Here is a 13,971-nt window from a genome sequence, read left to right as displayed (position 1 = left end):
TCACTCCTCTCCGGCATCTCTCCCGAACAACATCGCGAGGTAGCGCCTCAGGTGCGCCAGTTGCTCTCGCGCCAGTTCCGCGGCGGTCTCATCGGGCTGGGTCTTGGCCAGGACGAACGCGCCCTGAATCACCGCCTGGACATGCCGCGCAAGGCTGGCTCCTGTCGTGCTCGCTACGCCGCACTGTGCCACCGCTGCGTCGAGATCCGCTTCAAGCGCCCGCGCATTGGCCATGATGCTGGCTTCAGCCGCGACGCGAATTGCCGCGCTCGATCGAAACGCTTCTTGCACCAGGGTCCCGGCCACGCACGAGAAGGCCTCCGGCGGCCCGCCGATCAGAGCGATACGCAGATCGATGTAGCCCAGCACCCGGTCGACCGGATCGGGCAGGGCGTGAAAGGGCGCCTCGGCGAAGAACCCGCCGGTGCTCGCCGACCAGTACTCTGCCGCCGCCACGCCGAGCGCTTCCTTCGAGGCGAAGTGATGGAAGAACGCACCCTTCGTCACCCCGGCCTCGGCACAAAGCTGATCGACCGAGGTCCCGGCAAAGCCGTTCGACCGGATCAGCTTTACCGCCGCCTCAAGCAGCTTGTCCTTCGCGGTCACTGCCGGAGGTCGAAAGGATCGATTCGGGATCACCCGGCCGGGCATACCAACCAGTTGGTATGCCACAAGCGCAAAGCGATGAGGCGTTTCCGGGAGGACGCAACCCGCCCTCCCGCACCCCGAGGTCACATGGCCATGATGCGCCGCGCAATCGGCTCTTCCATCGCCGCCACCGCCGCCCACGCTGGCCGCGCCGTGACACGCGCATACCACGCTGCCGTCTTGGGCCGCGTCGCTGCGTCGACACCGTGGCCAACATAGGCCAGCGTGCGGAACATCGAGGCGACGGCAATGTCGCCGAGGCTGAAGCTCTCGCCCAGCAGCCAGCCCTCGTCCGGCACAGCCGTTTCCAGCCAGTCCACCCAGCGCGGCAGTTCGGCCTCGCCCTGCAGGGCAATCGCCTCATCGCCACCGGTCTTGATCAGCTTCGGACCGACGAGGCGGTTGAACAGGATCTTGAGGCCCGACGCGCCCAGCACGGTGTCGGCAAACTCGTCCCAGAACACCGCCTTGCCGCGCAGTTTGGCATCGTCCGGGATCAGACGCGGTTCGGGGTATTGAGCATCAAGGTACATCGCAATCGCAGTCGAATCGGCCAGTTGGAAGCCGTCGTCGTCGATCGCCGGAATCTTGCCCAAGGGGCTGCAGGCGAGAAATTCGGGATCGCTGCTCCCCGGCCCGCCCCGTGCCAGATCGAAGGAAATGCCCTTTTCCGTAAGGACAACCGCCACCTTGCGCACGAACGGCGAAAGCATCGCGCCGTAGAGCTTCATCGAAATTCTCCCATTCTAACGGACAGGTTCCGTGAAACCTTATTGCAGCGCCGCGCCCGCCCGTATAGGCGAGGCAGCGATGAGCGAACTTCCGAACAGCCACGCGACGACGCTGCTCGCCGCGCCCGACACCGAAATCGATGTCCGCGAGACCTTCGGCATCGACATCGACATGAAGGTCCCCGCGTTCAGCCGCGCCGATGAGCGCGTGCCCGATCGCGATGAAACCTACGTGTTCGATCCGGACACCACGCTGGCGATCCTTGCGGGCTTTGCCTACAACCGCCGCGTGATGGTCCAGGGCTATCACGGCACCGGCAAGTCGACCCACATCGAACAGGTTGCCGCCCGCCTCAACTGGCCGTGCATCCGCATCAATCTTGACGCCCACATCAGCCGCATCGACCTCGTCGGCCGCGATGCCATCGTCCTGCGCGATGGCCTCCAGGTCACCGAGTTCCGCGAAGGCCTGCTGCCCTGGGCGCTGCAGACGCCGACCGCGCTGGTGTTCGACGAGTACGACGCCGGCCGCCCCGACGTGATGTTCGTGATCCAGCGCGTGCTGGAGACCGAAGGCAAGCTCACGCTGCTCGACCAGAACCGCGTGATCCGTCCGAACAAGCACTTCCGCCTGTTCGCCACCGCCAACACGGTGGGTCTGGGTGACACCTCGGGCCTCTATCACGGCACGCAGGCGATCAATCAGGGCCAGATGGACCGCTGGAACCTCGTCGTCGCGCTGAACTATCTGCCCGATTCGACCGAGGTCGAAATCGTCAGCAAGAAGGTGCCGACGCTCGATCCGAAGATCGTGGCCGACATGGTGCGCGTTGCGAACCTGACCCGCCAAGGCTTCATCAACGGTGATATCTCGACCGTGATGAGCCCGCGCACGGTGATCAGCTGGGCGCAGAACAGCCAGATCTTCAACAACGTCGGCTTCTCGTTCCGCCTCTCGTTCCTCAACAAGTGTGACGAGACCGAGCGCGTGCTCGTGGCCGAATACTACCAGCGCGTCTTCGGCAAGGACCTGCCTGAAAGCGTCGCACACCGCGGCTGAAACGGGTAATGGCAACGGCGGGCTCAGGCCCGCCGGGCCTCCTGGATGTCTGCGCCGGGAATCGCATCGGCCACTGGCTGGTATTCGGGCATGAGGGGCGTGACAGCCTCGATGCCGCAGTCCTGCCTCGCAAAACGTCGGGTAATCGGCAGGTCAGCGGCCGGAATTGCCCTGCTGATCAGATAGCCCTGCACCTGCTCGCAACCCAAGGCGCGCAGGCTCGCCAATTGCTCCTCGGATTCAACGCCCTCGGCGATGGTCTGCATGTTGAGCTTGCTCGCCAGATCCAGCACCGCCTCGATGATCGCGCTACTCTCGCTCCCGGCATTCATCTCGGTGATGAAGCAGCGGTCGATCTTGATCTTGTCGAACGGGAAGCTGCGCAGATAATTCAGCGACGAATATCCCGTCCCAAAATCATCGAGCGCGATCCTCACGCCCAGGGCATGCAGGCGCTCAAGCTGTTGCAGGTGCTCGTCGCATTCCTGCATCAGCATCGTCTCGGTAATCTCCAGCTCCAGCCGATGCGGATCGAAGCCGCTCGCCGACAGCGCCGCAATCACCTGCTTGAGCAAGGTGAAATCCGCCATTTGCGCTGGCGACACGTTCACAGCCACCGTCATGTCCGCCGGCCAGGTAGCCGCTTCCGCCAACGCCTCGCGCAGAACCCATTCGCCCAGAGCAACAATAAGGCCGGTCTGCTCGGCAATCGGGATGAAGACGTCGGGCGGGATGAGTCCACGCTCGGGGTGTCGCCATCGCAGCAGGGCCTCGAACCCGGCAATCCGGTCTCCGGCAAGCTCATGCAACGGCTGGTAGTGCAGCTCGAATTCCCCATCGGCGAGGGCACTGCGCAAATCCAGCTCCAGCCGCCCGCGCTCCTGCTTCAGTTCCTCCATGGCCGGATCATAGACGATCGCCGATCCGCGACCGCGCGATTTCGCCTCGTACAGCGCAAGGTCAGCGCTGCGCAGCAGGACTTCCGAAGTCGGCCCGTGTTCGGGCGCAAACGCGATACCGACGCTTGCACCGATGCGAACGGTGCGGCGCTCGATTTCCATTGGCTGACTAATCGCCTCGACGATGGCCTTGCCAGCCAGCCGCAGGTCTTCGATCGCATCGAATCTATCGACAATGCACGCAAACTCGTCGCCACCCAATCGCGCCACGAAATCCTTGCCGCCAAGGGCGGACTTGATGCGCCATGCCGCTTCAACCAAGACGCTATCGCCGAACTGATGGCCCAGCGTGTCGTTCACCGCTTTGAAGTGATCGAGATCGACATAGAGCACCGCGAACGGATTGTCCGCATCTGCACCATCCAGCGCAGATTCCAGCCGTGATTGGAAATTGTGGCGATTGGGCAGGACAGTCAGGCTGTCATGGTCGGCAAGGAAGCGTACCTGGCTTTCCGCCGTATAGCGGTCGGTCACGTCTCTTATGAACAGACGGAACCCCGTATGCCGGAGGTCGTCATAGACCGGATTTCCCGTCACCGACCACCAGTGAAGATCCCCATCAATCACCACCGGCACAACCAAATCGTGAAATGGCTTGAGCTTTCGAGCTGCCACTCGCATCGCCTCTGCCTCCGCCCCGGCGACAAGAAGATTGATGAGCTTGACGCCCTCCAGCTCGGCCGCAGTCCGGCCCAAGGCCGCGCATAGCCGGTCCGATGGCACAACGATCCGCCCGCTCGCGTCAGTTTCCAGCATCCAGTCGCTGGCGTGGGTCTCGTATTCGGTGAGCAGGCTTTGGATCGTCTCGTTGGCAGATTTCAACCGCCGCGTCCGCAGGATGCGCGTGGCGAACATGTAGTGCAGGTTGAAAAGCATGACGTGCAGGGCAAGCAGCTGCAGCGCCATGACCGGCAAAATCAGCTCTCCACGCATATCCTGCCGGAACAGCAGGGCGATTGTGGTCAGGCCCAATGAGATCGTCTGCGAGATGATCCCGGCAACCGGCATCGTGAACTGCAGCAACAGTTCCAACTGCGCCAGCACCAGCACATAGATGATCAGCGCGCCAACCCGCTCCGTCGGCACCGCGATGATGCAGCAGGCGGTAAACGCCGCCAGGAATATCGCGCGCAGCCAGATGCCCTTCGCCCAGATCTCGACCATTTCGGATGGCGCGTACTGTCCGCAGCTTTCCTTCCGGCGCAGTTCGGTCAAGCCGACCCGCATCTGCGCGAGGAGCAGCACGGCGCAAACATAGAAATGCCAGGTAAGGCCCGGAGCGCAAATCGCCAGCAACAACGCCATGCGCAGCGCTTCGAACAGGTTGCCGCTAAGGGAATTGATGTATTCCAGCTTGCGCTGTGCAAACCACTCGGCCTCGCCCGGCTCGATGTGATAGCGCAACAGATGCAGCAACGAGCCGGGCTGCGACAGTAGCCACTGCCACAGCCTTTCCAGCCCGATCCTGCCCCGAACCCTGTCCATCACTGCCGGATAGGTCACCAGCAGTTCAAGATTGCTGGCACAAAGCCTATGTAACCTTACGCAGGTGCCGGGTCATCAAATCAGGGGTTGATCAGATACTTCTCGCCGGTGCGGCGCGCATTGTACTCCAGCGCCGCTGCCTTGGTCAGCGCCTCGTCCAGCGTAACCCGCGCCTTGTAGTGGCTGGCAAAGGTCGTGGTGAGTTCTGCCATGACGCGGCGGCGCATCTTTTCGACGACTTCGGCACCCAGCTTGCCCATCCACGGCGTCAGCAACCAGCCCGAGACATCCCAGCTGAAACCGAAGTTGCGGGTCAGCACGGTCGGCGAAAGATCGAGCGCGCCATAGATGAACGCATGCTTCGGGCTGTTCGAGCCATAACGGCTGTAGGCTGCGCCCGAATTGGCGACCTGCTCCATCACCGTCATGATCTGGCTGACCAGCTTGCCGCCGCCGATCGCATCGAAGGCCATCGTCGCCTTGGTCGCGCCGATCGCGGCGGCGAGATCATCGAGGAACGTCTCCTTCGAACTGTCGACGACATGCTCGGCGCCGATCCCCTTCAGGATCGCAACCTGCGCATCGTTGCGCACGATATTGACGAGCGGAATCCCGTCAGCCTGGCAGATCTTCACCAGCATCTGGCCCAGGTTCGACGCCGCCGCCGTATGCACCAGCGCGCTGTGGCCAAGGTGGCGCATCGTCTCGGTGAAGCTCAACGCGGTCAGCGGGTTTACGAAGGCCGAGGCGCCCTGCTCCGCCGTCACGCCCTCAGGGAGTTCCAGGCACATGGCGGCGTCAGCCACAGCCAGCGTCGCATACATGCCGCCGGGGAAGCAGGTCACGCGCTTGCCGAGCAGCGCTTGCGCTTCCGGAGCATCGCCGGCTGCCACGACCGTGCCCGCACCTTCGTTGCCCACAGGCATGGCTGCGCCGTGGCGCGCGGCCATAGCGCGCACGGCAGGATCGGGCATCTTCGCCACGATCCTGCCGGGCGAGAACTCCGCGTTGTCGATATCGGCAGGGCCGAACAGCAGGCCAAGGTCCGAAGGGTTGATCGGCGTCGCTTCCACGCGGATCACCACCTGCCGCCCCTCGGGCGCAGGCAGGGTGAAGTCTTCAAGGCTGACGGTCAGGGTGCCGTCGGAATCAAGCTGCGAGACGATGCGCTGGCCTTGAAGTTCGGTCATTCTTCACTCTCCGGGATATGTTGCGGAGACGAAGTATAGACCTTCGGCGGGCGCGTTAAGTCCTAATTTGCTACGGTCTTTTGCTGCGAGCGCTTCGGCCACTTGGGCCACCGGCCACTGTCCCTGCCCCACGAGCGCCAGACACCCGACCATCGAGCGCACCTGATGGTGGAGGAAACTGCGCGCCGCCGCCTCGATGATCACCCGGTCGCCCTCGCGCCGCACGTCAAGCCGGTCGAGCGTCTTGAGCGGACTGGCCGATTGGCAATGAACCGAACGAAACGTGGTGAAATCGTGGTGCCCCACCAGCGCCTGCGCTGCTTCATGCATCGCCGCAGCGTCCAGCGGCTTGGCGATACGCCATGCCCGCCCAAGGTCCAGCGTCAGCGGCGCGCGGCGGTTGATGATGCGATACTCGTACGACCGCCCGATGCACAAGAAGCGCGCATGCCAGTCGTCCGCCACCTCATGGCAATCCAGCACGGCGATCGGATGCCCGGCCAGCCGCAGCCGCGCATTCAGCGCCTCCATCATGCGGAACGGATCGAATTCGCGCGCCAGATCGAAGTGCGCCCGCATCCCCAGCGCATGGACACCGGTATCGGTCCGCCCGGCGGCGTTGAGTATCACGGCCTCCCCAGTCACGGACTCGACTGCGTCCTCAACCGCCTGCTGCACACTCGGTCCGTGCGACTGGCGCTGATAGCCCATGTAGGGCCCGCCGTTCCATTCGAGAGTCAACGCAAACCGCATCAGCCGAGCCGCGTACCCGCCGCAATCGCCCGCCCGCGCAGCAGCGAGGCAGCGTCCATCGCCGGACGCCCTGCACGCTGGATCAATGTCGGCCTGATCGCGCCTGCACCGCAGGCGATGGTGAGCGCTTCGTCCAGCGTCACGCCTGCTTCTCCCGTCCCATCGACGACTTCCGCCGCAAGAATGCGATACCGCTCGCCCTCAAGCTCGAAGAACGCCCCCGGCGCAGGCGCAAACGCCCGCACCTGCCGCTCCACGTCCACCGCATCGCGCGCGAAGTCCAGCCGGCTCTCCGCCTTGTCGATCTTGTGCGCATAGGTCACGCCCTCCTCCGGCTGCACCTCGGGCCGATAGGCTGCAAGATCAGCCAACACCTGCACCATCAGGCCCGCGCCTTTCCCGGCCAGCTCCGCCGTCAATTCCCCAGCCGTCTTGCCGTCGATCGGCGTCTCAACCTTGGCCAGCATCGGCCCGGTATCGAGCCCGCGCTCCATCTGCATGATGGTGACGCCCGTCGTCTTATCCCCTGCAAGGATCGCCCGCTGCACCGGGGCAGCCCCGCGCCAGCGCGGCAGGATCGAGCCGTGCACGTTCAGGCACCCCAGCCGCGGCGCATCCAGCACCGCTTGCGGCAGGATCAGCCCATAGGCCGCGACCACCGCCACATCAGCCTCCAGCGCCATAAGGGCCGCCTGCTCATCGGCGCCCTTCAGCGAAACCGGCGTGCGCACCTCGATGCCATGCGCGTCTGCCGCCAGATGCACCGGCGAGGGTTGCAGCTTCTTGCCCCGCCCGGCCGGACGCGGCGGCTGGCTATAGGCAGCAACCACCTCGTGCCCCGCTTTCACCAGCGCTTCCAGCGTCGGCACCGCGAAATCGGGCGTCCCCATGAAGATGATGCGCATAAGCTGTCTGCAAGGCCTTCCGTTTGTCGGCTCCGGCCCTATCTGTGCTGCCATGGCATCGCAAGAGATCGAGGCACTTTCCGGCGCATTGGCGCGCCTTCCCGGGCTCGGCCCCCGCTCGGCCCGCCGCGCCGTGCTGTGGCTGATCAAGCGGCGCGAGACGGCGCTGCCCCAGTTGCTCAACGCGCTGACCCAAGTCCAGGAACTGCTAGTCGAATGCGAGGTCTGCGGCAATGTCGACACGACCAACCCCTGCGGCATCTGCACCGATCCGCGCCGCGACGCCCGCTCGATCTGCGTGGTCGAGGAAGTGGCCGACCTCTGGGCGCTTGACCGCGCACGTTTGTTCACCGGCAAGTACCACGTGCTCGGCGGCAGGCTGTCAGCACTGGAAGGCGTGCGCCCGGAAGACCTGACCATCGGCCAGCTCCTGACCCGCGTCAGCGAAGGCGGCATCGACGAGGTCGTCCTCGCCATGAACGCCACGCTCGAAGGCCAGACCACCGCCCACTACATCGCCGAACGGCTTGAAGAAGCCCCCGTCCGCGTCACGCAGCTGGCGCACGGGCTGCCCGTGGGCGGCGAGCTGGACTATCTGGACGAAGGAACCCTTGCACAGGCGCTGCGGGCAAGGCGACCAGTTGCCTGACCATCGATCACACTGATCGTAACGCTGTTCTTGCGAGTCCGGCCCACATTCCTTATCTGCCCCCATGGCCATTCGCGAAATCATCGAAGTCCCCGACCCGCGCCTCAAGCAGGTCTCCGTCCCCGTCGAAAAGTTCGACGACGAGCTAAAGACGCTTGTCGAGGACATGTTCGAAACGATGTACGATGCGCCGGGCATCGGCCTCGCCGCGATTCAGGTGGGCGTGCCGCTGCGCGTTCTGGTGATCGACCTTCAGCCCGATGATCCGGATGCCGAACCCGTCGCCTGCGATCACGATGGCCACCACCATCACCACCAGCCGACCAAGAAGGAACCGCGGGTGTTCATCAACCCCGAGATCCTTGATCCTTCCGAAGAGCACAGCCTCTATCAGGAAGGCTGCCTCTCGGTGCCCGAGATCTACGCCGAGGTTGAACGCCCCGCCCGCATCCGCGCGCGCTGGCGGGACCTCGAGGGGAACACCCATGAAGAGGACATGGACGGCCTGATGGCCACGTGCCTCCAACACGAGATGGACCACCTCGAAGGCATCCTGTTCATCGACCACCTTTCCCGCCTCAAGCGCAACATGGCTCTCAAGAAGCTGGAAAAGCTGCGCAAGGTCGCCTGACGCGATGAGGCCGCGTTATGCGGCCTCATGCACCTCACGATCCAGATCTTCCAGCGCCCGACGGCAATCGTCCGCGCATTCCCGGCACATCTGCGCGCAGCGGCGGCAATGGGCATGGTCGTGCTTCGCGCACTCGGCTTCGCAGATCTCGCAGGCCTTGATGCACACGGCAAGCTGCGCCCTGATCAGCTCACGGTTCGAACCCGTCCGCCGCATCGCAATACGGCTGGTCGCCGCACAGACGTCAGAGCAATCGAGGCAAGTGCGGATGCACTGGTCCATGTCCATCGCCTCGGCAAGGCAGGCATCGGCGCACGAGTTGCAGATCGCCGAGCAATAGACCGCATGCTTCACCGCCAGACCCAGCGACGCATTGTAGTTGCCACCCACCTGCGGGTGCTCCGAAATCATCTTCTCGATCGACATGGGCGCTCTCCTTCGTTCGCAAGGACTTAGCGGGTCGCGCGCCTTTCCGTTCCGCGCCCCGTCCTGCCTGTGGAACACGCCGGCTGAATCGGTTGCGCCAATCCGCACGTCACGGTAGGTTCCCATTTCGTTCCTGCTGGAGAAGTTCGTGGAATCTGCCCTTTTCGTAATCGTAGCGCTTGTGATCGGGCTTGGTATCGGCTGGTTCCTCGGTTCACGCCCGGCGGCCGAATGGCGCGCCCGCCATGACAGCCGCGATGCCGAAGCCAAGGCGCACGAAGGCACAGTCAAGGCTATGACGGTGGACCTTGCCGCCACGGTGGAGCGGGCAAAGGCACTCGAAGCTGGCCTCGCGGAACTGCAGGACGTCCGCCGCCAGCGCGATGAACTTGCCCCCGCCCTCGCCGCTGCCCGCCAGCGCGCGGCCGATGCCGATCAGGTCCGCGCCGAACTCGCTCAGGTCCGTGCCGAGCGCGAGGCTCTGCGCGCCGACCTCGAACGCATGAAGGCCGATGCCGAGAACTTTGCAGAGCAAAAGCGCCTGCTGATCGAGGCGCAGGAAGCGCTGCGCAAGGAGTTCGAGAACGCCGGTAACAAGGTCCTGGAAAAGGCACAGGAGACCTTCCTCGCCCGCGCCCAGTCGCGCTTCGAGGAAAGCGAGAAGACCAGCGCCGAACGTCTGAAGTCCCTCCTCGCCCCGGTCGACCAGCGCCTGCGCAGCTATGAAGAGCAGGTGCAGAGCCTTGAGAAGCAGCGAGTGGACTCGTTCGGGCAGCTGACCGGCCTGATCAAGTCGATGCGTGATGGGCAGGAAGCCGTGCGCGCCGCCGCCGCGCAGCTCGGCAACTCCTTGCGCAATGGCCCCAAGACGCGCGGGCGCTGGGGCGAACTGCAGTTGCGCAACGTGCTGGAACAGTGCGGCCTGTCCGAACACACCGATTTCATCACCGAACATTCGGTCAACACCGAAGATGGCCGCCTGCGCCCCGATGCGATCGTGCGCGTGCCAGGCAACAAGCTGCTGGTGATCGACGCCAAGGTTTCCTTGAACGCCTATCAGGATGCGTTCGAGGCAGAGGACGACGATACCCGCAAGATCGCTCTCAACGCCCACGTCCAGTCGATGCGCAACCACATCCAGACACTGGGCGCAAAGTCCTACCAGTCGCAGTTCGAGGAAGCGCCGGACTACGTGCTGATGTTCGTCCCCGGCGAACACTTCATCGCCGCCGCGCTGGAGCGCGACCCGACGCTGTGGGACTTCGCCTTCGAGCGGCGCGTGCTGCTCGCCAGCCCGACCAACCTCGTCGCCATCGCCCGCACCGTGGCGCAAGTCTGGCGGCAGGACGGGCTGGCCCGCGAAGCGCGCGAGATCGGCAAGATGGGCGGCGAACTTTATGACCGCCTTGCCGTCGCCGCCGAGCACCTCAAGCGCGTGGGCAGTGGGCTGGACAGTGCGGTGAGCAACTACAACAAGTTCGTCGGCAGCTTCGAACGCAACGTCCTGTCCGCAGGCCGTCGCCTCAAGGACAAGCACATCGAAATCGGCAAGCGCGAGCTGGAAGAAGTCCCCCTCGTCGAATCCGCTCCACGCTATGCCGAGGCAGAACCGGCAGTGCACTCGGCAATTGCCAACGACGATGGAGACGTGGCGGCAGAATGACCCACAGGCTCGCCCGGCTCCTTTTGGCCACTGCCGCGCTTGCGGCTCTGGCCGGGTGCGGAAACGGGAGCGAGCCTGATGCGTCGCCAAGCGCGAGTGCCGCCTCCCCAATCCCGCCACCGTCCCCACGGGCTTCGGAATCAGCGGCAGCGCCCGAACCTGAAGCTAGCGAGCCCGCCACCCTCGCGCCTACTTCGGTGAAGGAAGCCCGCTATGCGCCGCGGGACGAGTGCCAGAAGCAGCCAGGCTGGCCTGCGTTCCACAAGGCCGTGGTCGCCGCGATCCGGAAGCGGGACGCGCAAGCACTATCCAAGCTCGCAGCCCCCGATATCGCGCTCGATTATGGCGGCGGCAATGGCCCTGCCGAACTGGTCAAGCGCCTCGGTGATCCCGAAACGAAGCTGTGGCAGGAACTCGACGCGCTGCTGCCGCTCGGCTGCGCCGTGCAAGGCGGGCTGGCTGCCATGCCGTGGGTCTTCTGGAATGTGCCGGAAGACATCGACAGCTACCGTGCAATGCTGGTGCTCGGCGACGACACGCCGCTGCTCGACAAAGCTCTCGATAAGCCGAGCGGAAAACCCTCAGCGCAGGCAGGCTGGACGATTGTCGGCATCGATCCGATGGATTTCGACAGCGAAGCCAAGGCGACCCGCGTCACCACGCATGATGGAACCAAGGGCTGGATCGAAACGCGCAAGCTTCGCAGCCTGCTCGACTATCGCCTGATTGCCGAACCCGAGCAGGGTCAGTGGCAGATCACCGCCTTCATCGCCGGGGATTGATCAACCTGCGGTCAGTTCCAGATCTAGCGCATGACCGCCGGACACCAGCCGCATCGTCCGTCCGCGCCGCTCGATCTGGGGCGCAGCAGAGAGCAGCGCATTGACCGCCTCTTCCTGCTGCCACACCGGACCCTCGCAGAACATCCGCGTCGCCATTAATGGCCCCGCGACCAGCCGGACGCCATCGACGCGATAGTCACCGCCGATCCCGTTGCAGCCGACGTTGGCACTCAGCCGCTCGTCCTCGAATTTCAGCGAAGCCTTCTCCGGCACCACCGGCGCCGCCCCATCGACGCGCAGGATGGTCCACTCTGTCCCGGACAACCCAGCGCTGCCCGAAGGCGCAGTGGCGCAACCGGCCATGAGCGAGGCCGAAACCGCAAGAAGAGCAAGAGTCGACCGCATGAGGCGACCATGCGCCCGCGCGACTGAGCGTGCGATTAACCGGTTGGTACGTGGTTATTCAGGCAGGCTGGCAAGCACTTCGTAGGCCAGTACCGCGCCAGCCACCGCCGCGTTGAGACTATCCGCGCGACCCTTCATCGGCATGGTCACGCGCAAGTCGCAGGCCATCTCGTAATCTTCGGGCAGCCCGCGTGATTCATTGCCGACCATCACGAAGCATGGGCTGGCGTAGGGCGCGCCGCGATAGGGCACGGCCTCGCGCAAGCTGGCCGCCACCAGCTGTCCCTCGCCCTGACGCAACCAGCCGAGAAATTCATCCCACCGCGCCTGCGCCAGCCGCTCGGTAAAGATCGCGCCCATGCTGGCGCGCACCGCCTCGACCGAGAACGGATCCACGCAATCGTCGATCAGGATCAACCCGCCTGCACCCACCGCATCAGCCGTGCGCAGCATCGTGCCGAGATTGCCGGGATCGCGCATGGCGTGCGCTACCAACCAGATCGGCGCAGAATTGCGATCAATCAGGCGGATCGAAGTGTCCCACTCGGCAAACACCCCCGCCACCGCCTGCGGGTTCTCCTTGCCGGTAACCTTGGCCAGGATATCCAGCGGCAGTTCGATCACCTCGCCCCCGGCGCGGGCGACATCCGCCTCTAGCTCGTCGAGCAGCGGATGCCCCTCGCGCCCTTGCGCCATCAGCAGGATTTCCGGCAGCCGCCCGCCCTCGCGCGCGTCGGTCAGCAGGCGCAGTCCTTCGGCCAGGAACTTGCGCTCGCGCCGCCGGTGCTTCTTCTCCCGCAAACTGCGGACGAACTTTACCGTCGGGTTGGAATAGCCGGTGATGATCTTGCGGGTCATGGCGTTGCCATGGTCCAGTGCAGCCATTGCGGCAAGAGGATCAATCCTCTCCGAAGCCGTCCTTGATCAGCCCGGTCAGCTTCATCAGGATCGCGTCCGCCTCGCCTTCAGGCCCGGCCACGCTCACATCGACAGTATCGCCCTTGGCCGCGCCCAGCATCATAAGCCCCAGGATCGAGGCGCCGGCGGCATCGGTGCCATCCTTCGCTACTGTCACTTCGAAGCCTGCCGGCAACTTGGCCACGGCGTTGACGAACTTGGCGCTCGCCCGTGCATGAAGGCCGCGCTGGTTGACGATCGTTACCGTCTCGCGGGTGACGTAACCCTGTTCTGCCATCTCATGCATCCTGCCCTAAGAACTCCGAAGCGATCGTTATGTAGTTCCGCCCCGCATCGCGCGCGGCGGCTGTCGCTTCCTTCACACCCATGCAATTGCGCGCCTTGGCCAGACGGATCAGCATGGGCAGGTTGATCCCGGCAATCACTTCCACGCGCCCCGCCTGCATCAGCGAGATCGCAAGGTTTGATGGCGTTCCGCCGAACAGGTCGGTGAGGATGATCACGCCTTCGCCGCTGTCGACGCGCCGAATCGCGTCGGCAATTTCCTTGCGGCGCTTCTCCATGTCATCGTTGGGGCCGATGCACACGCCGATCACGTCGCTTTGTCGGCCGACGACATGCTCCATCGCATGAATGAACTCGTCGGCAAGAGCGCCGTGGGTAACCAGAATAAGACCGATCATGAAAGGGGCAGGCTCCGAAGTGCGGCCGGGCAATCTGCACTGCTGGCGATGAACGCGAGCTTGGCAGGATTGCAGGGCGCGCA

At 64.4% G+C, this 13,971-nt stretch carries 16 protein-coding genes; 5 read left to right on the top strand and 11 right to left on the bottom strand.

Annotation, left to right across the window (positions count from 1 at the left end):
• Together C7W88_RS07560 and C7W88_RS07555 are read right to left on the bottom strand one after the other, a co-directional pair.
• On the bottom strand, window positions 1-606 hold the full coding sequence (locus tag C7W88_RS07560; protein ID WP_240344878.1) for a TetR/AcrR family transcriptional regulator: 606 nt from the start codon (window positions 604-606) through the stop codon (window positions 1-3).
• Window positions 607-731: 125 nt separating this feature from the next.
• The gene (locus tag C7W88_RS07555) at window positions 732-1,379 is read right to left on the bottom strand and encodes a glutathione S-transferase family protein (RefSeq protein ID WP_118073077.1); all 648 of its coding nucleotides are present in this window, start codon (window positions 1,377-1,379) and stop codon (window positions 732-734) included.
• Between the two features lie 79 nt (window positions 1,380-1,458).
• Here C7W88_RS07555 and cobS point away from each other — a divergent pair, with 79 nt between their 5' ends.
• On the top strand, window positions 1,459-2,439 hold the full coding sequence (cobS, locus tag C7W88_RS07550; protein WP_118073076.1) for a cobaltochelatase subunit CobS: 981 nt from the start codon (window positions 1,459-1,461) through the stop codon (window positions 2,437-2,439).
• A gap of 23 nt (window positions 2,440-2,462) precedes the next feature.
• On the opposite strand, the gene C7W88_RS07545 is transcribed toward cobS, so the two are convergent.
• The 4 genes from C7W88_RS07545 to fmt form a co-directional block, all read right to left on the bottom strand.
• Entirely contained in the window at window positions 2,463-4,883 is a 2,421-nt protein-coding gene (locus C7W88_RS07545; RefSeq protein ID WP_205525274.1) for a bifunctional diguanylate cyclase/phosphodiesterase, read from the bottom strand.
• Window positions 4,884-4,963: 80 nt separating this feature from the next.
• The gene (locus C7W88_RS07540) at window positions 4,964-6,073 is read right to left on the bottom strand and encodes a zinc-binding dehydrogenase (RefSeq protein ID WP_118073074.1); all 1,110 of its coding nucleotides are present in this window, start codon (window positions 6,071-6,073) and stop codon (window positions 4,964-4,966) included.
• Window positions 6,074-6,076: 3 nt separating this feature from the next.
• Window positions 6,077-6,829: a tRNA pseudouridine(38-40) synthase TruA gene (truA, locus tag C7W88_RS07535; protein ID WP_118073073.1), complete on the bottom strand. Its 753-nt coding sequence runs from the start codon at window positions 6,827-6,829 to the stop codon at window positions 6,077-6,079.
• Entirely contained in the window at window positions 6,826-7,731 is a 906-nt protein-coding gene (gene fmt / locus C7W88_RS07530; RefSeq protein ID WP_118073072.1) for a methionyl-tRNA formyltransferase, read from the bottom strand. Before fmt ends, truA begins: the two co-directional genes overlap by 4 nt.
• 52 nt (window positions 7,732-7,783) lie before the next feature.
• Between fmt and recR the strand changes: the two genes are divergently transcribed.
• Window positions 7,784-8,380 carry a recombination mediator RecR gene (recR, locus tag C7W88_RS07525; protein ID WP_118073071.1) on the top strand — a complete coding sequence of 199 codons (597 nt, stop codon included), beginning with the start codon at window positions 7,784-7,786 and terminating at the stop codon, window positions 8,378-8,380.
• 64 nt (window positions 8,381-8,444) lie between these two features.
• Window positions 8,445-9,011, top strand: a complete 567-nt coding sequence (gene def / locus C7W88_RS07520; protein WP_118073070.1) for a peptide deformylase — start codon at window positions 8,445-8,447, stop codon at window positions 9,009-9,011.
• Between the two features lie 15 nt (window positions 9,012-9,026).
• On the opposite strand, the gene C7W88_RS07515 is transcribed toward def, so the two are convergent.
• Complete coding sequence (locus tag C7W88_RS07515) at window positions 9,027-9,437, bottom strand: four-helix bundle copper-binding protein (protein ID WP_118073069.1); 411 nt, start codon at window positions 9,435-9,437, stop codon at window positions 9,027-9,029.
• Window positions 9,438-9,585: 148 nt separating this feature from the next.
• On the opposite strand from C7W88_RS07515, the gene rmuC reads away from it, so the two are divergent.
• Together rmuC and C7W88_RS07505 are read left to right on the top strand one after the other, a co-directional pair.
• Entirely contained in the window at window positions 9,586-11,100 is a 1,515-nt protein-coding gene (gene rmuC, locus C7W88_RS07510) for a DNA recombination protein RmuC (protein WP_205525273.1), read from the top strand.
• A gap of 197 nt (window positions 11,101-11,297) precedes the next feature.
• Window positions 11,298-11,882, top strand: a complete 585-nt coding sequence (locus C7W88_RS07505) for a hypothetical protein (protein WP_118073067.1) — start codon at window positions 11,298-11,300, stop codon at window positions 11,880-11,882.
• Here the strand turns inward: C7W88_RS07505 and C7W88_RS07500 are convergent, their stop codons facing one another.
• The 4 genes from C7W88_RS07500 to C7W88_RS07485 are packed head-to-tail and all read right to left on the bottom strand — an operon-like array spanning window position 11,883 to window position 13,888.
• Window positions 11,883-12,287, bottom strand: coding sequence for an META domain-containing protein (locus C7W88_RS07500; protein WP_118073066.1), 405 nt, complete (start codon window positions 12,285-12,287; stop codon window positions 11,883-11,885).
• Between the two features lie 54 nt (window positions 12,288-12,341).
• The gene (locus tag C7W88_RS07495) at window positions 12,342-13,145 is read right to left on the bottom strand and encodes an RNA methyltransferase (protein ID WP_118074649.1); all 804 of its coding nucleotides are present in this window, start codon (window positions 13,143-13,145) and stop codon (window positions 12,342-12,344) included.
• A 40-nt stretch (window positions 13,146-13,185) separates the two neighbouring features.
• On the bottom strand, window positions 13,186-13,482 hold the full coding sequence (locus tag C7W88_RS07490; protein WP_039331581.1) for an HPr family phosphocarrier protein: 297 nt from the start codon (window positions 13,480-13,482) through the stop codon (window positions 13,186-13,188).
• A gap of 1 nt (window position 13,483) precedes the next feature.
• A complete protein-coding gene (locus tag C7W88_RS07485) occupies window positions 13,484-13,888 on the bottom strand; it encodes a PTS sugar transporter subunit IIA (protein WP_039331580.1) in 405 nt (134 codons plus the stop codon).
• Window positions 13,889-13,971: the final 83 nt, after the last annotated feature.

This window comes from Novosphingobium sp. THN1, from assembly GCF_003454795.1.
In the GTDB taxonomy this organism is placed as follows: domain Bacteria; phylum Pseudomonadota; class Alphaproteobacteria; order Sphingomonadales; family Sphingomonadaceae; genus Novosphingobium.
Note: the sequence above shows the minus strand (reverse complement) of the source record. Positions and strands in the feature narration are given on the sequence as shown.

Bases quoted from the DNA above. Each gene is read 5' to 3' on its own strand.
- C7W88_RS07490 (WP_039331581.1), bottom strand. From the start codon at position 13,482: ATGGCAGAACAGGGTTACGTCACCCGCGAGACGGTAACGATCGTCAAC.
- cobS (WP_118073076.1), top strand. From the start codon at position 1,459: ATGAGCGAACTTCCGAACAGCCACGCGACGACGCTGCTCGCCGCGCCC.
- C7W88_RS07540 (WP_118073074.1), bottom strand. From the start codon at position 6,073: ATGACCGAACTTCAAGGCCAGCGCATCGTCTCGCAGCTTGATTCCGAC.
- C7W88_RS07495 (WP_118074649.1), bottom strand. From the start codon at position 13,145: ATGACCCGCAAGATCATCACCGGCTATTCCAACCCGACGGTAAAGTTC.
- def (WP_118073070.1), top strand. From the start codon at position 8,445: ATGGCCATTCGCGAAATCATCGAAGTCCCCGACCCGCGCCTCAAGCAG.
- C7W88_RS07555 (WP_118073077.1), bottom strand. From the start codon at position 1,379: ATGAAGCTCTACGGCGCGATGCTTTCGCCGTTCGTGCGCAAGGTGGCG.
- C7W88_RS07485 (WP_039331580.1), bottom strand. From the start codon at position 13,888: ATGATCGGTCTTATTCTGGTTACCCACGGCGCTCTTGCCGACGAGTTC.
- recR (WP_118073071.1), top strand. From the start codon at position 7,784: ATGGCATCGCAAGAGATCGAGGCACTTTCCGGCGCATTGGCGCGCCTT.
- C7W88_RS07515 (WP_118073069.1), bottom strand. From the start codon at position 9,437: ATGTCGATCGAGAAGATGATTTCGGAGCACCCGCAGGTGGGTGGCAAC.
- C7W88_RS07545 (WP_205525274.1), bottom strand. From the start codon at position 4,883: ATGGACAGGGTTCGGGGCAGGATCGGGCTGGAAAGGCTGTGGCAGTGG.
- fmt (WP_118073072.1), bottom strand. From the start codon at position 7,731: ATGCGCATCATCTTCATGGGGACGCCCGATTTCGCGGTGCCGACGCTG.
- C7W88_RS07500 (WP_118073066.1), bottom strand. From the start codon at position 12,287: ATGCGGTCGACTCTTGCTCTTCTTGCGGTTTCGGCCTCGCTCATGGCC.